This window comes from Yersinia rohdei ATCC 43380 (assembly GCF_000173775.1).
Taxonomy (GTDB): domain Bacteria; phylum Pseudomonadota; class Gammaproteobacteria; order Enterobacterales; family Enterobacteriaceae; genus Yersinia; species Yersinia rohdei.
Genome location: NZ_ACCD01000004.1, coordinates 111,558 through 131,221, shown reverse-complemented (window position 1 = coordinate 131,221; position 19,664 = coordinate 111,558). Strand labels below are relative to the sequence as shown.

Here is a 19,664-nt window from a genome sequence, read left to right as displayed (position 1 = left end):
CTCTTTAATTACAATGGCTAATAATGTGGTTCATATTGATATTGTTATCAACACACAAAATGATTATTTAATTAAATTCAATCACTTGAATAAAACATCAGGTTGAGAAAAGCATTGTTGCGCAACAGAGGTGATAAAAAGTAGGCAAAAAGACTGTGATCTCGCTCTAAACAAGTGTTTTTTTGTTATAGGATATCCCCAACTATCACTCCCTTCTGTGGAACTCTCCGAATGAGTAAATCAAACCTTGATACTGAGCAGGGGCTGCTCGAACGTGTGTTTAAACTGAAAGAACACGGCACTACAGCGCGTACTGAATTAATCGCGGGCATCACCACCTTCCTGACCATGGTCTATATCGTGTTTGTTAACCCACAAATTTTAGGGGTTGCGGGCATGGATGTGCCGGCGGTGTTCGTCACTACCTGCCTGATTGCCGCATTTGGCAGCATTTTTATGGGTTTATTGGCGAACTTACCTGTAGCACTGGCACCGGCGATGGGGCTTAACGCTTTCTTCGCTTTTGTCGTGGTGGGGGCGATGGGGATTTCATGGCAAGTTGGCATGGGGGCGATTTTCTGGGGCGCAGTCGGCCTTCTTTTGCTGACCATTTTCCGCATTCGCTATTGGATGATTGCTAATATTCCGCTGAGTCTGCGAGTGGGTATTACCAGTGGTATTGGGTTGTTTATCGCCATGATGGGGCTGAAAAATGCCGGTATCGTGGTCGCAAACCCAGATACGCTGGTGATGGTGGGTGATTTGACCTCTCACAGTGTGCTGCTGGGGGCCTTGGGCTTCTTTATCATTGCTGTTCTGGCATCACGCAATATTCATGCTGCGGTGCTGGTTTCTATTGTGGTCACGACCTTAATTGGCTGGGCGCTGGGTGATGTGCATTATTCCGGCATCTTCTCCATGCCACCGAGTGTGACTGCGGTGGTCGGGCAGGTGGATTTAGCCGGTGCACTTAATGTGGGTATGGCAGGGATTATATTCTCCTTCATGCTGGTTAACTTATTCGATTCATCCGGCACATTGATTGGGGTGACGGATAAAGCGGGCTTGACCGACGATAAAGGCAAGTTCCCGCGCATGAAACAAGCGCTCTATGTGGACAGCATCAGTTCTGTTACCGGTGCCTTTATTGGGACATCATCCGTGACGGCTTATATTGAAAGCTCCTCTGGTGTCTCTGTGGGCGGTCGCACCGGTTTAACTGCGGTGGTGGTCGGGATCCTCTTCTTGCTGGTGATGTTTATCTCTCCGCTGGCCAGCATGGTTCCTGCTTATGCTGCTGCTGGGGCATTGATTTATGTCGGTGTGCTGATGACATCTAGCCTGTCTCGGGTGAAATGGGATGACCTGACTGAAGCGGTTCCGGCGTTTGTTACAGCCGTTATGATGCCATTCAGCTTCTCTATTACTGAAGGGATTGCGCTGGGCTTTATTTCTTATTGCCTGATGAAATTAGGTACCGGGCGCTGGCGTGAAATCAGCCCATGTGTGGTGGTGGTGGCGCTACTCTTTGTGCTGAAAATTGCTTTTGTTGATCATTGATAATGTGGGTAACTGATAACACGTAGTTGGCAATTTATTGTAAAAACGCCCCCACCTTCGACATAAAGGTGGGGGCGGTATCTTGAGGGTAAATCGAGTTTATAATCTTATGCTTTTAACTGAGCGCTGATTTTTTCCAGTGCCTGAGTGGCACATTGTGCATCCAAATGCCCGCCCGGCGCGCCGGCAACACCAATCGCACCAACGACTTCGTCACCCGCTTTCACCGGTACTCCGCCACCTAGCAACAAGAAGCCAGGAATGTCTTTCAGGTTATTGGCTGCTGGCGTTTTTTGGCTGTTTTCCATCACCTGGCCACTCGGAGTTTTAGTCGACAATGCAGTAAAGGCTTTTTGCTCACTGGCTTTTACCGTGTGAGGGCCTGCATTATCAGCGCGCATGACAGTTTTGATGATACCTGCGCGATCCACTACTGTTACCGCGACGTTATAACCATCAGCCTGGCAAATGGCGAGGGTACGGCTGGCTAAGTCAGTCGCCATATCTAAAGAAAGGTTACGTTCAGTGTTTAAACCCGCAGCAGAGGCCTGAGTCATCAAACCAATGAATAAGGCGGAGGTCAGGGCAATTTGCTTGATCATATAAAATCCTTATTGTTAGCGAAGTGAATTCGTCACTGTGTCACCATCCTACGGTGAAAAACGGTTAAAAAATATTCGGCTAACTACCCATTTTACTACGTACTTTTACTTATTACGGCTGAAGATTACCGGCCATCAATGGCGCATAATTATGAATCAACCCAGCCAATGAATTGATCTCCAGCTTGGCAAAGATATTGGCGCGGTGAGCTTCTACTGTTCGGGGGGAAAGTGACAAAATATGGGCGATATGTTTGCTAGTTTCTCCCTGAATAATCAGGGCGGCCACTTCCCGTTCACGGGCAGAAAGCTGGCGAAGTAACTGCTGATAACAAGCTTGCTGCTGACTCACCATTAGCGCCTGTTCATGCTTTTCTAGTGCCATACTGACAGTTTCTATCAATACATCGGCATCAATAGGTTTGGTTAAAAACTCCAGCGCTCCCCCTTTAAATGCCCGGCGACATAATTCAACATTGCCGTGCCCTGTCATAATGATGACCGGGAGCGTGCTATCACGAGACTGAATGGTTTCTAATATTGTCATCCCGCTTTTCCCCGGCATGCGAATATCCAGCAGCACACAGCTTGGCTGGGTGACCGCCAGGCTATCCAGAAAGGTCTGGCCGTCACTGAAGGGGGCAACTTCCCAGCCCATCGTCGTAAGTAACATTGCTAATGCGGCACGTACGCCCTCATCGTCATCAATCAGATAAATGTGCTTGGTCATGCTTGCTCCTGCCTGTCAGAGGAAAAATCAAAGTGAAGCAGGCACCACCCAGCTCACTGTTCCCAGCTTTTATGTCACCACCCATTCGTTGCACCAATGTTTCGCACAGTGTCAGGCCCAATCCCAGCCCCGTCTCGCGGGTAGTAAAGAAGGGGGTGAACAGGTTGTCTAATTGTTGATGACTCAGCCCTGGCCCATTATCTTCAATTTTAATAACTAACTGTTTTGATTGCTTATTAACTGTGAAATAAACCTTGGGTGTAGGGGTGTGTTGTAGTGAATGAATCGCATTACTGAGCAAGTTATGTAACACCTGCTCCAGCCATAAAGGGTCACTTTGGAGAGTGGGCAACTGTGGCGGAATAGTGTTTAGGATAGTGACATTTGCCGCAGTTATTTCATTACTCAGTAACACATTCACCCGCCGCCAAATATCTGCCACAACCACCGGCTGTAAATTTATCTCTCCACTGTTGAGCAAGGTGCGCAGCCTTTCCAGCAGCGCAGCAATACGTTTTATTTGCTCAACAGAGGCCACCAACAAGGGGGCGACTTTCTCATCTTGCGGCGGTAATAACCTTAACGCGGTCTGGTTGTAGGTCAGGGTTGCGGTCAGCGGCTGGTTTAATTCGTGGGCGATGCCGGTTGCTATCTCACCCATAGTATTCAGCCTGGCTTGCTCGGCAAATTTGGCCCGCTGCTCGGCATGTAACCGGGATTGTGATAATCGTTGCCAGTGATGCCAGCTATACAGCGCCGCTGCGGTTATCAATGAAAATAGCAGGGCGGTCACCCAGGGTAAATCGCGCCAATCAGGGGTGGCATGGCCGATTAAAGTGAAGGATTGCGCCCCTTCTCCCAAAGGTTTTTGCCACTGCCAGAAACTTTCAGCAGATGAATTGCCCAAAACCGCCAGTTGATGCTGCTGATGGAGTAACACCAAACTGTCAAAATCATTGGGTAATCCCACGACTTGCAGCAGTTTCTGGGCATTAACTTGCAAACCGCTGCCACTGTATGAGTTTGATAAGCGGTAATCTCCCGCCTGAACTTGCAATGTGAGCTGGCCCGCTTTTGAAGTATCTGCCGGAGTTTGGTTGATGGCCACCAATTGCGGAAAGTGGCGCTGTAATTGCACCAGTTGCCCCGGCTCCAGTGCCAAAAACAAAATAGCTTGTTGCTGGGCCAGTTGTTGGCTCAGTTCACGATGAGTGGTACGAAAATCGGCTTCACACTCGGCTTGCTGTGTATTCAGCCCATACCAACCCAACCAGGAAGTGGCTATGAGGGTCAGGATAAACCAGAGTGCTATCTTAATGGCCATCAGTCGGTAGCATCCATCAAAGAGAAGGTGGCGATAGGAAAAAAACCCCGCTATCCCGCAGGGCAGTGAGGTTTTTTGTTATTCGCTTATTTCACCCGGACACGTTCAATGTAGGTGGCAAAAGCGGCAAGTTGCTTGGTCAGGAAATCCAGAGTGGCTTGCTCGGTCAGTTCTTGGCGTTGCTCGTCTACTTTGGTTTGGATAACGCCGCCCATAAACTCAGGTTTATTCATCACCATCGCATCGAGGAAAACCAAAATTTGGCGCAGGTGATACTGGCAGCGCGCACCGCCCACTGGCCCCATAGAGCTGGTCTGAATCGCGACCGGCTTGCCTGCTAAAGGTTGGTTAGGTAAGCGGGAGATCCAGTCGATGGTATTTTTCAGCCCGCCGGGGACGGAATAGTTATATTCCGGTGTTACGATAATCACCCCATCGGCCTGGCGAATTTGGTCAGCAATGGCCTGAATTGTGGCTGGAAATCCCTCTTCTTGTTGCGCATCTGCATCATAAAGTGGAATGTCGCGAATGGAAGGCAGTGCTTCAATGGTAACGCCAGCTGGCGCTAATTTAGGCAGTGCTCGCGCCACCATGGCGTTATAGGAACCGCTACGCAGGCTACCCAGCAGGGTAACAATTTTAAGGGATTGCTGTGACATGACATACTCCCGTTCAGTAAATGAATAACACTTTTCCATCACCAGAGTAGGTCAAAGTTGCGCGATAAAACAATGACTATCTGTGAGACGGCCCGTTAAATTCCACTTAAGTCAGCCATATTTGTTTGTTTATTACACTGAATTTGTGATCGACAAAGGAAGATCGCACAATTAGTTTCTGGTCGTTATCAAGTCTGTGCGCGAGATGCCGTTAATAGATCCAGAGCTATCCAGCTTTCTTACATTGAGCGACACGATAATGCTAAAAACCACTCAAGCCAGATTTACCTTACTCGTTAGTGTGTTTTTCATTTTCTTACTGATAATCACACTGGTGGTTATTCAGTTTTTTGTGACACCACAACTCAAACAATCTGAAAGCACCATTATTGGCAATAACGTCGACCAAATCGCGACGGCAATAACGGCGCAAATGAATAAAGTGGAAGCACAAGCCCGCAGTATCACGCAGGCCGTTGCCATCATGGACAGTAATACCATTGACACATTATTACCGGGGTTAGTGGATCAATATGGCGACAGTAATGTTTTTGGCGGTGGGATTTGGCCATTACCCAATAAACGTGAGCAAGGGGTGATTAAATTCAGTACGTTTTTTGCCCGCAATGGGGAAAATAAGTTAACGGTTAACACCCATTGGAACTCGCCAGAATCGCAAAATTATTTTGAACAACCTTGGTACAAAGACGGTTTACAGGCCCCAAAAGGCTTCTGTGCTTGGGCTAAAGCTTATCAGGATGATGCCAGCCCGCAGCCAAGAACCAACTGTGCAATGGCGATTTATAAAGGTGACGATATATATGGCGTATCAACCATTGACGTTACTTTGGGTTTCTTTAACCGCCTGGTTAAAGAGATGGAACAGAAAGTGAATGGCACTATTCTGATTGTTGAAGCCGATGGCAAGATTGTGGGCAGCAGCGCCTTGGCGGACGGCAAAGCCGAGTTAAAAAATCTGTCGGATATTGCCAGCAACTCGCCGATGGCGGCAGAAACACAGCGGTTACTGGCACAGATGAAAGGCCAACAATCACTGGAAAGTGAATTTGATAGCGACGGGATATCTCACACCCTATTTATCCGCCCGATAGCCAACAGCCCGTGGTATTTGGTGACTGACCTGCCAACCAGCTTATTGGTCAAACAGAGCCACAGTATTCTATTGCATCTGGGGTTGGTGCAGATTCCTATCATGTTGTTATTGCTGCTTTTCCTGGTGTTTTCTATCCGCGTCTTTATGAAAAGGTTAGCAATTTTAAAAGAGAATATCACCGCATTATCTGCTGGTGGGGCGGATTTGACCCAGCGCTTGCCACAAAGCAATAGCCCGGAGTTCAATGCTGTTAACCAGAGTTTCAATGATTTTATCGACTATTTACAGCAAATGATGCGCCAAGTGGGTGAAAGCAGTTTGGCCATTGCTTCGGCATCACGCCAAATAGCCAGCGGAAATATGGACTTATCTGCCCGTACTGAAGATCAAGCCAGCTCCATCGAACAAACCGCCGCTTCAATGGATGAATTGACCAGTACAGTTAAACAAAATGCGGATAACGCCAGCCATGCCAATCAGCTGGCAATAGATGCTTCCACTGTGGCGGTGAAAGGCAGCACGGTGGTGAAACAGGTCGTGAATACGATGGGCTCAATCAATAGTTCGTCGAAGAAAATCGTCGATATCATTAGTGTGATTGACAGCATAGCTTTCCAAACCAATATTCTGGCGCTGAATGCGGCAGTTGAAGCGGCAAGAGCCGGTGAGCAGGGGCGCGGTTTTGCGGTCGTGGCTTCTGAGGTGCGCAACCTGGCTCAGCGCTCCGCGACGTCTGCCCGCGAAATTAAAAAGCTGATTGAAGACTCGGTGGCTGATATCGCTATTGGCACCGGCTTGGTCGCTGAAGCTGGCACGACAATGGATGATTTGATGAGCGGCGTATCCAACGTGGCGGAATTAATGAATGAGATTATGTCATCCAGTCAGGAACAAAGTTTGGGAATTGAACAGGTTAATCTGGCGATTAATCAGTTAGATAACTCAACACAACAAAATGCGGCGCTGGTGGAACAAGTGGCTGCGGCGGCGCAAGCTATGCAGGATCAAACCCTGCAACTGGAGCAGGTGATCAGTGGCTTTAAGGTTTAATCGCATACTGCTTTGAGGTAAAAAAAAATCGAAACCCCTTTTGTTTAGCAAAAGGGGTTTTTTAATTATTCACGGCGGATTTTACTGGCAAATAAATTCCCCAGTGATTGGATAAGCTGCACAGTAATTATCAAAACAATGGCGGTAGTCACCGTCACGAAGGTATCAAAACGTTGATAACCATAAGTAATCGCCAAGTCACCAATCCCGCCGCCACCCACAGTTCCTGCCATTGCAGTCGCACCAATCAGGCCAATAGTTGCGGTGGTCAGTGCCAATATTAATGATGACAGAGCTTCAGGCAGCAAAAAATACCAAATAGCTTGTAAGGGGGTTGCTCCCATAGATTTTGCCGCTTCCAGAATACCTGGGTTAACATCCAGCAGCGAATTTTCGACTAGCCGGCCAATATAAGGCGCAATAAAAATAATCAGCGGTACAATCGCCCCCGGAGTGCCTATTGTGGTGTGCACAATCAGCCGTGTTAGCGGGATGATTGCCACCATCAAAATAATAAAAGGCAGCGATCGGATGATATTGATAATTGGGTTGAGAATATTATAGAAAAGACGATTTTTAATCAGTCCGCCAGGTCGGGTCACCACCAGTAAAATACCCAAAGGAATACCAATAAGAGAACCGATCACCAATGAAATGCTGACCATAACTAAGGTGTCGTGCAGGGCTTGGATAAACTGATCCAGAGTAATTGCAGTCTCAATCATCAAGTTATTTCCTGTATATCAATTCCGGTCTGCGTCAAATAAGTGACGGCGCGATCAATAGTGCTATTTTCGCCGGATAACAACAGCACCATATGGCCCAGTGTGGTGTCTTGTATCTCTGACATGTTGGCAAACAGGATATTGACGCCAATAGCATATTGCTTAATTAACTGGTTAATGACTGGCTGGGTCGCTATTGCTCCCATAAAGGCTAATTTGAATTGGCGACCTGCATGGCTGTTATCCAATAGTTTTTTTACACTGTCGGGTAAACTGTCTTTTATTACGGTACGCACAAAGTTAATGGTTGTGGGATGGGTTGGATGACCAAAAACCGCGAGTACGGAACCCTGTTCAATAATTTGGCCATTTTCCATTACTGCCACTTTATTACATATTTTTTGGATGACTGACATTTCATGGGTAATCAGCAAAACCGTAATATTGTATTGCTGGTTAATTTTCTTCAGTAATAACAAAATTTGGGCCGTGGTTTGCGGATCAAGTGAGGAAGTGGCTTCGTCACACAGCAGAATAGAGGGATTGGTTGCCAGTGCCCTGGCAATTCCGACCCTTTGCTTCTGCCCACCAGATAACTCATTAGGAAAACTATGACTTTTATCGCCCAAGCCGACAAAATCCAGCAGTTCCGCTACACGCTCCTGAATGAATTTTTTGTTTTTTCCCAATAAAATAAGTGGCATAGCAACATTTTTAAAAACAGTTTTTGATTCTAGCAAATTAAAGTTTTGGAATATCATGCCAATGTTTTTTTTCAGCAGTCGCAATTGCTCATGGCTGAAATTATGTAAATCCTTACCATCAATTACCACACTTCCTGACGTCGGATTTTCCAGCGAGTTTACCATCCGTAATAAGGTACTTTTGCCTGCGCCGCTATAACCGATGATGCCAAATATATCACCATCTTCGACAGTTAAACTGACATCATTGAGAGCCTGTAATTTAGTCCCTTTACGTTCGAATGTTTTATAAATATGCTGAAGCTCAATCATCTGGTTATTCCATTAATTTAGATAAGCAGGCAGCATATAACCGGTGTATTTTTCATTTTCTAAAATGTATTTTTTGAACTCCGGTGAGTGATATCCGGCAATAATATCTTTAGCAAACTCGGCATCTTTATTTTTACCGGCAACAGTGACCACATTAACAAACTGAGCCGAGGGTTTTTCAAGTTCCAGAGCAGAAGTGAGTTTGATACCATTAGATACCGCAAAGTTACCCTGAATAGCACCAAAATCGACATCAGGTAGCGCCCGGACTTGCTGAGCATTATCCATTTCTTTGATTACCAAATGATACGGATTTTCTGCAATATCTTTTTGTGAGAAGGTTGCGGGATCAATTTTTTCTTTTAATTTTAGCCAACCAATAGATTGCAGTAAGAGTGCCGCGCGGTATTCATTTGATGGCTGATTAGGGACAGAAATCCATGCACCTTCTTTGGGTTTGTCGTCCTTTTGGTGTTTATCTGAATATAGCCCCATTGGTGGAGTAGGAACCTGCACAATACCTGTATTATCAATACGTAATCGGTCATTTATGGCATGCAGATAAATGGGGTGCTGCATGATATTGCCGTCAATTTCGCCGGTGCTGACGGCATTGTTTACCTGAATCCCATCATTGAAATCTTTGTATTCAATGCTGTAGCCTTTCTTTATTAGATAGGGTGCCACACCTTGCTCGAACTGTTCTTTATAAGGGCCAGGATTAAACCCTAACTTAATGGTTTTCTTTTCTTCGCCGTGGGCAGTTATAGAGGTAAAAATAATTAAACTGAATAAAGGTATTGCCAGTGAGCGTACTTTCATCATCATTGCCCTGTAAGTTAATATTAATTAAGTTTCTTAATAAAACTTTATTTTTAGGCCCAGTTATTCTGTTAGCGATAAACCGAATAACTAAGGATAAAATTATTCAAACATTGCAGGGATGATCCGTAAACGAAGAAAATGACCTTAGCTTATCTACTATAGAGATAAGAGATTCACGGCGGTGTATCTGAGGAATTAATGCAAGGATATGATGGGCAGATGATAAACCCACTGCACTGTATACAGTGGGTTTTCTAAGGATAAACCGGAGGTTAGCCTTGGATCAGATTAGGGATTTTTACCACAGGATTAACATCGGCTTCATAGTCGACACCTTCCACGGCGAAACCGAACAGGTTTAAAAACTCGGTTTTATAGCCGGTGAAATCGGTCAGCTGGTAGATATTGTCGTTAGTGACCTGGTCCCACAACTGCTGAACTTGGTTTTGCACTTCAGGATCAAGTTCTTTGTAATCAGCACGCAGACGGCCTTCTTCATCCATTTGTGGTGCGTTGCCGCACAGGCTGTCTTTATACAGCGAATAAACCTGCTCGATACAACCTTCATGAGTGCCTTTTTCTTTCATCACTTTGAATAACAGTGACAAATACAATGGCATCATTGGGATAGCAGAACTGGCTTGAGTCACCACCGCTTTCAGTACAGAAACCCGTGCATCACCGCCGCCGTGGGCTGATAAGCTGTCACGGATCGCCAGAACTTTTTGGTCCAAATCTTTCTTGGCCGCGCCAATAGAGCCGTTCCAATAGATGTCATGGGTGATTTTCTCGCCCAGGTAGGTGAAGGCTGTGGTTTGTGCGCCTTCAGCCAACACGCCAGCTTCCAGCAGTGCATCAATCCACATCTGCCAGTCTTCGCCACCCATTACCGCTACAGTGTTATCAATCTCAGCTTGGGTTGCGGGTTGCAACACCGCTTCTTTGATAACTTCTTTATCAGTATCAAGGCCACGGAATTTAACTTCATGGCCAATAGGTTTCAGTGTGGAGGTAAACACTTCGCCAGTTTTTGGATGGGTACGGCGTGGTGAGGCCAAGCTGTAGATAACCTGATCAACCTGACCTAAGTCTTGCTTGATAGCCTCAATAGTCTGGCGCTTAATCTCATCAGAGAACGCGTCGCCATTGATGCTTTTGGCATACAGGCCTTTTTGTTCTGCGAATTTATGGAATGCGGCACTGTTGTACCAACCAGAGGTACCAGGTTTGCCTTCTTCACCAGGACGTTCAAAGAACACGCCCAGTGTATCGGCACCACAACCAAATGCTGCTGTAATGCGGGCTGCCAGCCCGTATCCAGTTGACGCACCAATCACTAATACTCGTTTTGGGCCATTAGCGATTGCGCCTTCTGCTGTGACGTAGTCGATTTGCTTTTTGACATTGGCTTCGCAGCCCGCCGGATGAGCAGTCACACAGATAAAGCCGCGTACACGTGGTTTTATAATCATGGATACCTCAATTTATCAATAGAGTTAAGTGTTTGAGTCACTGCTATACCTTCATCCTCGACATTGCAGATCTTAAGTAAATTCATCGTGCAATACCAACGGCTGTGGGGATAACTGTTTAGACCCATAGAGCAAGATTATCAAAATTAGCGACAATCTGTGTTGGCTCTATGGCATCACACTCATTTTCCGATACAAAAACTGGAGAAAATCCGCCCCAGTAAGTCATCTGAGCTGAATTCACCCGTAATTTCACTCAATGACTGTTGTGCCAAACGTAATTCTTCTGCCAATAGTTCACCAGCGCGAGCACTTACTAACTGTTCGTGACCTTGCACCAGATGCTGCGCGGCGGTTTCCAGCGCTTGCAAGTGGCGTCGACGAGCCAGGAAGCCCCCTTCGGTATTACTGGTAAAGCCCATGCACTGCTTTAGGTGGTTACGCAGCAGGTCAATACCTTCGCCGGTTCGCGCGGACAAGCGAATCAGTGAGTGACCATTCACTTCGGTCAGACCCAAGGTTTCACCTGTAACGTCAGCTTTGTTTCGTACCACTGTAATCGGCAATGTCGCGGGTAAGCGCGCCATAAATTCTGGCCAGATAGCCGCCGGTTCTGTGGCATCGGTAGTGGTGCCATCAACCATAAATAGCACCCGGTCCGCTTGTTCAATCTCATGCCAGGCCCGTTCGATACCAATGCGCTCAACTTCGTCATTGGCCTCACGTAAACCTGCGGTATCAATGATATGCAGTGGCATCCCATCAATATGAATATGTTCTCGCAATACATCACGGGTTGTCCCTGCGATGTCGGTGACAATAGCCGCTTCACGACCTGCTAAGGCATTGAGTAAACTGGATTTACCGGCGTTAGGGCGGCCAGCAATAACCACTTTCATGCCTTCACGTAGTAGGCTGCCTTGCCGGGCTTCGGTGCGGACTTGCTCTAAATCAGCCATCACGCCGTTTAATTGGCCTTCGATTTTTCCATCAGAAAGGAAATCAATTTCCTCATCGGGGAAGTCAATCGCAGCTTCGACGTAGATTCGCAGGTGAGTGAGTGCTTCCACCAATTGATGGATGCGGACAGAAAATGCACCTTGCAATGAGTTTACAGCCGAACGAGCTGCTTGCTCTGAGCTGGCATCAATCAGGTCAGCAATGGCCTCGGCTTGCGCTAAATCCAGTTTGTCATTGAGAAATGCGCGCTCGGAGAACTCACCGGGGCGAGCAATCCGCAGCCCTGGTAGGGCCAGAATGCGTTTTAAAAGCAAATCCAGTATGACCGGGCCGCCATGACCTTGCAGTTCCAGCACGTCTTCGCCAGTAAAGGAGTTGGGGCCTGGAAAGTAGAGAGCAATACCCTGGTCTAATGTACTGCCGTCAATATCCTTAAATGGCAGATAGTCGGCATAGCGCGGCTTGGGTAATTTCCCCAAGACTGCTTGCGCGACGCTAGCGGCAGCACGACCTGAAACACGTAAAATGCCTACGCCACCACGGCCTGGGGGCGTTGCTTGTGCCACGATAGTATCAGTGGTGCTCATGGTTATTTCTCTCTTCAACCTATTATTTTTGCACAAGCCTGAACTTACTCTTTTTACCAACAGAAAAGTACAAAATTCAGGCTTCTGTAAAAGTAATAAGGCGGTCATATTGACCGCCTTATCCCCCATCGTATTTGAAGCCGCAGGGTGTTAGCTACTTATTACTCAGCCCATTTCAGGGCCTCGTTTTTACTTGCCGCCTACCTGCTACGCCAACTACTTGGGTATCTATCTGTTAAGACTGTTTTTTCTTATCGCGGCTGTGTAAGCCACGTTTTTCCAGCCCACGATAAATCAACTGCTGTTGCAGGATGGTCACCAGGTTACTGACGATATAGTACAGAACCAGACCCGCCGGGAACCACAGGAAGAATACTGTGAAAATAACTGGCATAAAGGTCATTATCTTCTGCTGCATTGGGTCAGTCACGGTCGTCGGTGACATCTTCTGGATGAAGTACATGGTGATACCCATCAGAATCGGCAGAATGTAGTACGGGTCTTGTGCTGACAGGTCATGAATCCACCAGATGAATGGCGCATGGCGCAATTCAACGGAACTCATCAACATGTAGTACAACGCCAGGAAGATAGGCATCTGAATGACCAGCGGTAAGCAGCCACCCAGTGGGTTAACCTTCTCAGCTTTGTACAGCGCCATCATTTCCTGACTCATACGTTGCTTATCGTCACCGATACGCTCACGCATGGCGGCCAGTTTAGGCTGCAGCAAACGCATTTTCGCCATCGAGGTGTATTGCGCCTTAGTCAGCGGGTACATGATACCGCGCACGATAAAGGTGATTACAATGATGGAGAAGCCCCAGTTACCGACAAAGCTGTGAATGAATTTCAACAGTTTGAACAGTGGCTGAGAAATAAACCATAACCAACCATAGTCCACAGTCAGGTCAAGGTGTGGCGCAATGGCCGCCATTTTGTCCTGAATTTCTGGGCCAACCCATAAGGTTGCACTAAGTTGTTTCTGCTCACCGGGCTGAATAACAACTGGCGCACCTTTAAAGCCGATGGCAGCCAGACCATTACCCAAGTCAGCAGAGTAGAAGGTGTTGGTTTCGTTAGCAGTTGGGATCCATGCGGTTGCAAAATATTGCTGCAACATGGCTACCCAGCCACCTTTGGTGGTGATGTCCAGATTTTTGTCTTCGATATCACTAAAGCTATATTTTTTATATTTAGTTTCATCAGAAGAGAAAGCCGCACCCCGGTATGTATGCAGCGCAAAATTATTGCTGCCTGTATCGCGGTGTTTAGGCAAGTTAATGCTTTGTTTTAATTGGCCAAACAGCGTCAGTTCCAGTGGGGCTTCTGAAGCATTTTTAACGTGATAATCGACGCCAATGGCGTAATCATTACGTTTCAGTACAAAAGTCTTGATGAAAACGGAGCCGTCTTTGCCAGTGAAAGTCATTGGAATACGTAGTTCATCCTGACCATCAGCTAATACAAAGCTGGTTTGAGGCACCTCGAACAGCGGACGCTCCCCATTAGCTGGGTTGTCCGGGCCGTTCTTTCCTGTCAAACCACTTTGCGCCTGATAAATAAACCCAGGTGTGGTTTCCAGTAATTCGAAAGTTTTATCTGAACCCAGAGCATCCGGGTAAGCCAGCAGATTAGCCTGGTCAATGTCACCGCCACGGGTATTAATGGTCAGAGACAGCACATCGGTTTTTACAGTAATCAGTTGACCCTGACCACTGCCTGGCACAGCCTGGCTTGCTTTATCACCGGTAGCAGTATTCGCAGTCTGTTGCGTGGTCTGAGCGGCTGGTTGTGGATTGTTATCCACTTGCCAGGCTTGCCAGATCATGAAAGACACGAACAGCAGAGCGATGAGTAGAAGATTGCGTTGCGAATCCATCGTTAGTGTTCTCTGTTATCGTCGGGTTTCGGCGGCACGGGATCATCGCCACCTGGGTTCAAAGGGTGGCATTTTAATACGCGTTTCAGTGTTAACCAACTGCCTTTTATCATGCCAAACCGTCTTAATGCCTCAATTCCGTAATGAGAGCATGTCGGATGGAAACGACAACGCGGCCCCAGCAGCGGACTTATCACGAGCTGATAGCCCCTGATTAGCCCGATCAGGATGCGGGAGCCTGGCGACAGTGGCGACGCCATAATTTTTCCAAAGCTTCCGTCAACGCACGGTTGTCGAGGTCAGCCACACCCTTTTTCACCAAAACGACAAAATCCATTGATGGCAAAGTATGCTGATGTAAACGGAAACTTTCGCGTGTTAGGCGCTTTATCCGATTACGTTCATGAGCACGTTTGACATGTTTTTTGGCGATGGTAAGACCGATGCGGGGATGCCCCAGCTCGTTCAGGCGGCCGAGGATGGTGATTTGCGGCGTGCCAGCCCGTTGTGGCTGCTGGAAGACGAAAGTGAAATGACTGGGAGTTAACAAACGTAACTCCCTAGGAAATGCTAGCTTAACCACTTAGATGGTTAGCTTTTATTACTTAGAAACAGTCAGACGAGAACGGCTTTTCGCACGACGGCGAGCCAGAACTTGACGACCATTTTTGGTGGCCATACGAGCACGGAAACCGTGGCTACGGTTGCGCTTCAATACGGACGGTTGGAAAGTGCGTTTCATAGCGATTTCTACCTAAACTTAAAATAATTACTGATTCAGTAAACGCGTTTGGCTGCTCGGAGTGAAGACACCGACGCCTCAATCGCAACATATAAAGAAGCGGGATTGTAATAATTGTACAGTCCTGAGTCAATTGACATTGCGTCCGCCCGCACAGAAGTTTTCTGTACCGGGAGTTTACCAAGAGCCTGTCCGTGTTCACCGCTGCTTTCTTTTTGGCCAAAAGCCATCAAGAGAACAGGCATCACACGTAGGGCTGAAGATTATACGGACTCCCGAATAAATCGCAAGGATCGCCGTGTGATCCTTGATAGATTAATGAGGATCAATTGCCAGCGGCGGGGTGCCATACCAGTATAATCTGAAATGTGTGGTGAAAACTGACGATGAGGGCCACGAAAAGCTGTGCGCTAGGTTACACTCCTAACAGAAGTTATGCCCTGTGGATAAAAAGGATCTAATCTGTGAGGAAGGGGAGGATCTATTGCTCCTTTTGCGCTATGATCCGCCATTCCGATCACATCCAGAACTCTGGGATCACTACTCCGAGATAGCAGGGGGATGTGAGTCGTAAAACAACCGAAAAACGGTTCGCATGTCACTTTGGCTTGCTACAGGCCACATTGGCGTGTGTCAAAAACGATGAGTTACAAAAAATCCTGATTTCTTTCTTTTATTGATCTTGTTCGAGTGGAGTCCGCCGTGTCACTTTCGCTTTGGCAGCAGTGTCTTGCCCGATTGCAGGATGAGTTACCTGCCACAGAATTTAGTATGTGGATACGCCCCCTACAGGCGGAACTGAGTGACAATACTCTGGCGCTTTACGCACCTAATCGTTTTGTACTGGACTGGGTCCGTGATAAGTACTTAAACAATATCAATGGCTTGCTTAATGATTTTTGTGGTTCCGAGGTTCCTTTACTGCGTTTTGAAGTAGGGAGTAAACCGGCGGTAAGAGCACATAATCATCCAGTTACAGCCAGCGTTAGCGCGCCTGTTGCTCCGGTTATCCGTAGCGCACCTGTGCGTCCGAGTTGGGATAGTTCGCCCGCTCAACCTGAACTTTCTTATCGTTCGAATGTGAACCCTAAGCACACATTTGATAACTTTGTTGAAGGTAAATCTAACCAACTGGCTCGTGCTGCTGCACGTCAGGTTGCTGATAATCCGGGTGGTGCGTATAACCCCTTATTCCTTTATGGCGGCACAGGTTTGGGTAAAACTCACCTGTTACACGCGGTAGGGAATGGCATTATGGCCCGTAAAGCCAATGCCAAAGTGGTTTACATGCATTCGGAGCGTTTTGTGCAAGACATGGTTAAAGCCTTGCAGAACAACGCGATAGAAGAATTTAAGCGCTATTATCGTTCGGTTGATGCATTATTAATCGATGATATTCAGTTCTTTGCCAATAAAGAGCGTTCTCAGGAAGAGTTTTTCCACACCTTTAATGCCTTACTAGAAGGCAATCAGCAAATCATTCTGACCTCAGATCGCTATCCAAAAGAGATCAATGGGGTTGAGGATCGTTTGAAATCGCGGTTTGGCTGGGGCCTGACGGTGGCGATTGAGCCGCCAGAACTGGAAACCCGTGTCGCGATACTGATGAAAAAAGCGGATGAAAATAATATTCGCTTACCGGGTGAGGTTGCGTTCTTTATTGCCAAGCGTCTGCGCTCTAATGTTCGTGAGCTGGAAGGGGCATTGAATCGCGTGATCGCCAATGCCAATTTTACGGGCCGGGCAATCACCATTGATTTTGTGCGTGAAGCTCTGCGTGACTTGCTGGCATTGCAGGAAAAGCTGGTTACTATCGATAATATTCAAAAGACGGTTGCTGAATATTATAAAATTAAGATCGCTGACCTACTCTCCAAACGGCGTTCCCGTTCGGTAGCCCGTCCGCGCCAAATGGCGATGGCATTGGCAAAAGAGTTAACCAACCACAGCCTGCCTGAAATCGGCGATGCGTTTGGTGGCCGCGACCATACCACGGTGTTGCATGCTTGCCGCAAGATTGAGCAATTGCGTGAAGAAAGTCACGACATCAAAGAAGATTTCTCTAACTTAATCAGAACATTATCCTCCTAGCGCTATGAAATTTATCATTGAACGTGAGCATCTGCTAAAACCGCTGCAACAGGTCAGTAGCCCGCTGGGTGGACGCCCTACGTTGCCCATTTTGGGTAACTTGTTGCTGCAAGTCACGGAAGGTTCTTTGCTGCTGACCGGTACTGATCTGGAAATGGAGATGGTTGCGCGCGTGGCGCTATCTCAGCCACATGAGCAAGGCGCAACCACGGTACCCGCCCGGAAGTTTTTTGATATCTGGCGTGGTTTACCGGAAGGTGCAGAAATTACCGTCGCATTGGATGGCGATCGCCTGTTGGTGCGTTCTGGCCGCAGTCGTTTCTCGCTATCCACTTTACCTGCGGCAGATTTCCCAAATCTGGATGACTGGCAAAGTGAAGTCGAGTTCACTTTACCGCAAGCAACTTTGAAGCGCCTGATTGAGTCGACTCAGTTCTCGATGGCCCATCAAGATGTGCGCTATTACTTGAACGGCATGCTGTTTGAGACCGAAGGCGAAGAATTACGTACTGTCGCCACAGATGGCCACCGTTTGGCGGTTTGTTCCATGCCAATTGGCCAAACATTACCTTCACATTCGGTGATTGTGCCGCGTAAAGGGGTGATGGAGCTGGTGCGTTTGCTGGATGGTGGTGACACGCCACTGCGCCTGCAAATTGGCAGTAACAATATTCGCGCGCATGTGGGTGATTTTATTTTCACCTCGAAGCTGGTTGATGGCCGCTTCCCGGATTATCGTCGTGTATTGCCAAAAAATCCGGACAAAACCCTGAAAGCAAGTTGTGATTTGCTGAAACAGGCTTTTGCTCGCGCCGCGATTTTGTCCAATGAGAAGTTTCGGGGTGTTCGGCTGTATGTGAGTCAAAATCAGCTTAAGATCACCGCGAACAACCCTGAACAAGAAGAAGCGGAAGAGATTCTTGATGTTAGCTACGATGGGGCTGAAATGGAGATCGGTTTTAACGTCAGCTATGTACTGGATGTGCTTAATGCACTCAAGTGCGAAGAGGTGAGTTTGCTGCTGACCGATTCAGTTTCCAGTGTGCAGATTGAGGATGGTAATAGTCAGGCTGCGGCCTACGTCGTAATGCCAATGCGTCTGTGATCTATAGCGGGTATTTTACTTGTCGACGTGGGATTGGGCAGTGCGCTGTTCGCACCCAATCTGTCTGCGACAATGACGCCCGAGGTCAGGGATAAGGCGATAACGCCCTCGATTATAATAAGAAGCAGTTTCATGGCTTTGACGCGTTTACTAATTAAAGATTTTCGCAATATCGAATCGGCAGACTTGGCGCTGGCGCCGGGTTTTAATTTTTTAGTTGGCCCCAATGGCAGTGGCAAAACCAGTGTGTTAGAGGCAATTTACACCCTGGGTCATGGTCGCGCTTTTCGCAGTTTGCAGGCTGGCCGCGTGATCCGCCACGATTGCCCTGAATTTGTGCTGCATGGCCGGGTTGATGCTAATGAGCGCGAATCCTCCGTGGGGTTGAGTAAAAGTCGGTTGGGTGATAGCAAAGTGCGCATTGATGGTACTGATGGCCATAAAGTGGCTGAATTGGCGCAACTGTTGCCAATGCAATTGATTACCCCTGAGGGGTTTACGTTACTGAATGGTGGGCCAAAGTTTCGGCGCGCTTTTTTAGACTGGGGTTGCTTTCATAATGAACCCGGTTTTTTTATGGCCTGGAGCAATCTGAAAAGATTACTTAAGCAGCGCAATGCCGCGCTGCGCCAGGTGAGTCGCTATACGCAAATCCGGGCTTGGGATCAGGAAATTATCCCGCTGGCTGAGCGTATTAGTGAGTGGCGGGCGGCATACAGCGACGCAATGGCGGCAGATATTTCAGCCACATGCGCCCTGTTCCTGCCAGAGTTCGCCCTGAGTTTCTCTTTCCAGCGCGGTTGGGATAAAGAGAGTGACTATGGTGAGTTGCTGGAACGCCAGTTTGAGCGTGACCGCGCGCTAACCTATACCGCCGTCGGGCCACATAAAGCGGATTTTCGCATTCGGGCCGATGGTACGCCGGTAGAAGATTTGCTATCGCGTGGTCAGCTGAAGTTGCTGATGTGCGCACTGCGGTTAGCGCAGGGTGAGTTTCTCACCCGACAGAGCGGGCGGCGTTGCCTGTATCTGCTTGACGATTTTGCTTCCGAATTAGACACCGGCCGTCGTCGATTATTGGCCGAGCGTCTGAAGGCTACCCAGGCACAGGTTTTTGTTAGCGCAGTGAGCGCTGAACAAGTGGCTGACATGGTAGGCGAAAAGGGCAAGATGTTCCGCGTGGAACATGGCAAAATAGAGGTTCAACCACAGGATTAAAA

Annotated in this window: 18 protein-coding genes; 5 read left to right on the top strand and 13 right to left on the bottom strand. The window is 47.6% G+C overall.

Features of this window, described 5'->3' with window-relative positions; genetic code table 11:
• Nucleotides 1-231 precede the first annotated feature (231 nt).
• Complete coding sequence (locus YROHD0001_RS12600; RefSeq protein ID WP_004713891.1) at nucleotides 232-1,560, top strand: NCS2 family permease; 1,329 nt, start codon at nucleotides 232-234, stop codon at nucleotides 1,558-1,560.
• 107 nt (nucleotides 1,561-1,667) lie between these two features.
• On the opposite strand, the gene YROHD0001_RS12605 is transcribed toward YROHD0001_RS12600, so the two are convergent.
• The 4 genes from YROHD0001_RS12605 to YROHD0001_RS12620 all read right to left on the bottom strand — a co-directional run bounded on the left by YROHD0001_RS12605 (nucleotide 1,668) and on the right by YROHD0001_RS12620 (nucleotide 4,875).
• On the bottom strand, nucleotides 1,668-2,162 hold the full coding sequence (locus YROHD0001_RS12605) for a GlcG/HbpS family heme-binding protein (protein WP_004713890.1): 495 nt from the start codon (nucleotides 2,160-2,162) through the stop codon (nucleotides 1,668-1,670).
• A 112-nt stretch (nucleotides 2,163-2,274) separates the two neighbouring features.
• The gene (locus tag YROHD0001_RS12610) at nucleotides 2,275-2,892 is read right to left on the bottom strand and encodes a response regulator transcription factor (RefSeq protein WP_032816361.1); all 618 of its coding nucleotides are present in this window, start codon (nucleotides 2,890-2,892) and stop codon (nucleotides 2,275-2,277) included.
• Nucleotides 2,867-4,216, bottom strand: coding sequence for a sensor histidine kinase (locus tag YROHD0001_RS12615; protein ID WP_004713888.1), 1,350 nt, complete (start codon nucleotides 4,214-4,216; stop codon nucleotides 2,867-2,869). The genes YROHD0001_RS12610 and YROHD0001_RS12615 overlap by 26 nt, the downstream gene beginning before the upstream one ends.
• An 86-nt stretch (nucleotides 4,217-4,302) precedes the next feature.
• Entirely contained in the window at nucleotides 4,303-4,875 is a 573-nt protein-coding gene (locus YROHD0001_RS12620; protein WP_004713887.1) for an NADPH-dependent FMN reductase, read from the bottom strand.
• Nucleotides 4,876-5,134: 259 nt separating this feature from the next.
• On the opposite strand from YROHD0001_RS12620, the gene YROHD0001_RS12625 reads away from it, so the two are divergent.
• On the top strand, nucleotides 5,135-7,039 hold the full coding sequence (locus tag YROHD0001_RS12625) for a methyl-accepting chemotaxis protein (protein WP_004713886.1): 1,905 nt from the start codon (nucleotides 5,135-5,137) through the stop codon (nucleotides 7,037-7,039).
• A 65-nt stretch (nucleotides 7,040-7,104) separates the two neighbouring features.
• On the opposite strand, the gene YROHD0001_RS0117480 is transcribed toward YROHD0001_RS12625, so the two are convergent.
• The 9 genes from YROHD0001_RS0117480 to rpmH all read right to left on the bottom strand — a co-directional run bounded on the left by YROHD0001_RS0117480 (nucleotide 7,105) and on the right by rpmH (nucleotide 15,248).
• On the bottom strand, nucleotides 7,105-7,764 hold the full coding sequence (locus tag YROHD0001_RS0117480) for a methionine ABC transporter permease (RefSeq protein ID WP_032816360.1): 660 nt from the start codon (nucleotides 7,762-7,764) through the stop codon (nucleotides 7,105-7,107).
• Nucleotides 7,764-8,780 carry a methionine ABC transporter ATP-binding protein gene (locus YROHD0001_RS12630; protein WP_004713885.1) on the bottom strand — a complete coding sequence of 339 codons (1,017 nt, stop codon included), beginning with the start codon at nucleotides 8,778-8,780 and terminating at the stop codon, nucleotides 7,764-7,766. The genes YROHD0001_RS0117480 and YROHD0001_RS12630 overlap by 1 nt, the downstream gene beginning before the upstream one ends.
• Nucleotides 8,781-8,792: 12 nt before the next feature.
• On the bottom strand, nucleotides 8,793-9,602 hold the full coding sequence (locus YROHD0001_RS12635) for a MetQ/NlpA family ABC transporter substrate-binding protein (protein WP_032816359.1): 810 nt from the start codon (nucleotides 9,600-9,602) through the stop codon (nucleotides 8,793-8,795).
• 275 nt (nucleotides 9,603-9,877) lie between these two features.
• A complete protein-coding gene (gene fabV / locus YROHD0001_RS12640) occupies nucleotides 9,878-11,077 on the bottom strand; it encodes an enoyl-ACP reductase FabV (protein ID WP_004713883.1) in 1,200 nt (399 codons plus the stop codon).
• A gap of 182 nt (nucleotides 11,078-11,259) precedes the next feature.
• Nucleotides 11,260-12,624 carry a tRNA uridine-5-carboxymethylaminomethyl(34) synthesis GTPase MnmE gene (gene mnmE, locus YROHD0001_RS12645; protein ID WP_032816357.1) on the bottom strand — a complete coding sequence of 455 codons (1,365 nt, stop codon included), beginning with the start codon at nucleotides 12,622-12,624 and terminating at the stop codon, nucleotides 11,260-11,262.
• A gap of 235 nt (nucleotides 12,625-12,859) precedes the next feature.
• A complete protein-coding gene (gene yidC, locus YROHD0001_RS12650; RefSeq protein WP_032816355.1) occupies nucleotides 12,860-14,506 on the bottom strand; it encodes a membrane protein insertase YidC in 1,647 nt (548 codons plus the stop codon).
• Between the two features lie 2 nt (nucleotides 14,507-14,508).
• Nucleotides 14,509-14,766 carry a membrane protein insertion efficiency factor YidD gene (gene yidD / locus YROHD0001_RS19595; RefSeq protein WP_032906726.1) on the bottom strand — a complete coding sequence of 86 codons (258 nt, stop codon included), beginning with the start codon at nucleotides 14,764-14,766 and terminating at the stop codon, nucleotides 14,509-14,511.
• The gene (rnpA, locus tag YROHD0001_RS12655) at nucleotides 14,730-15,089 is read right to left on the bottom strand and encodes a ribonuclease P protein component (RefSeq protein WP_032816353.1); all 360 of its coding nucleotides are present in this window, start codon (nucleotides 15,087-15,089) and stop codon (nucleotides 14,730-14,732) included. Before rnpA ends, yidD begins: the two co-directional genes overlap by 37 nt.
• A gap of 18 nt (nucleotides 15,090-15,107) precedes the next feature.
• Nucleotides 15,108-15,248 carry a 50S ribosomal protein L34 gene (gene rpmH, locus YROHD0001_RS12660; protein ID WP_002220736.1) on the bottom strand — a complete coding sequence of 47 codons (141 nt, stop codon included), beginning with the start codon at nucleotides 15,246-15,248 and terminating at the stop codon, nucleotides 15,108-15,110.
• A 702-nt stretch (nucleotides 15,249-15,950) separates the two neighbouring features.
• On the opposite strand from rpmH, the gene dnaA reads away from it, so the two are divergent.
• The 3 genes from dnaA (at nucleotide 15,951) to recF (ending at nucleotide 19,662) form a co-directional block, all read left to right on the top strand.
• Nucleotides 15,951-17,339 (top strand): chromosomal replication initiator protein DnaA, encoded by a 1,389-nt coding sequence (gene dnaA / locus YROHD0001_RS12665; protein ID WP_004713879.1) that lies wholly within the window; start codon nucleotides 15,951-15,953, stop codon nucleotides 17,337-17,339.
• A gap of 4 nt (nucleotides 17,340-17,343) precedes the next feature.
• Nucleotides 17,344-18,444, top strand: a complete 1,101-nt coding sequence (dnaN, locus tag YROHD0001_RS12670) for a DNA polymerase III subunit beta (RefSeq protein WP_004713878.1) — start codon at nucleotides 17,344-17,346, stop codon at nucleotides 18,442-18,444.
• A gap of 132 nt (nucleotides 18,445-18,576) precedes the next feature.
• The gene (recF, locus tag YROHD0001_RS12675; RefSeq protein ID WP_004713877.1) at nucleotides 18,577-19,662 is read left to right on the top strand and encodes a DNA replication/repair protein RecF; all 1,086 of its coding nucleotides are present in this window, start codon (nucleotides 18,577-18,579) and stop codon (nucleotides 19,660-19,662) included.
• Nucleotides 19,663-19,664 lie beyond the last annotated feature (2 nt).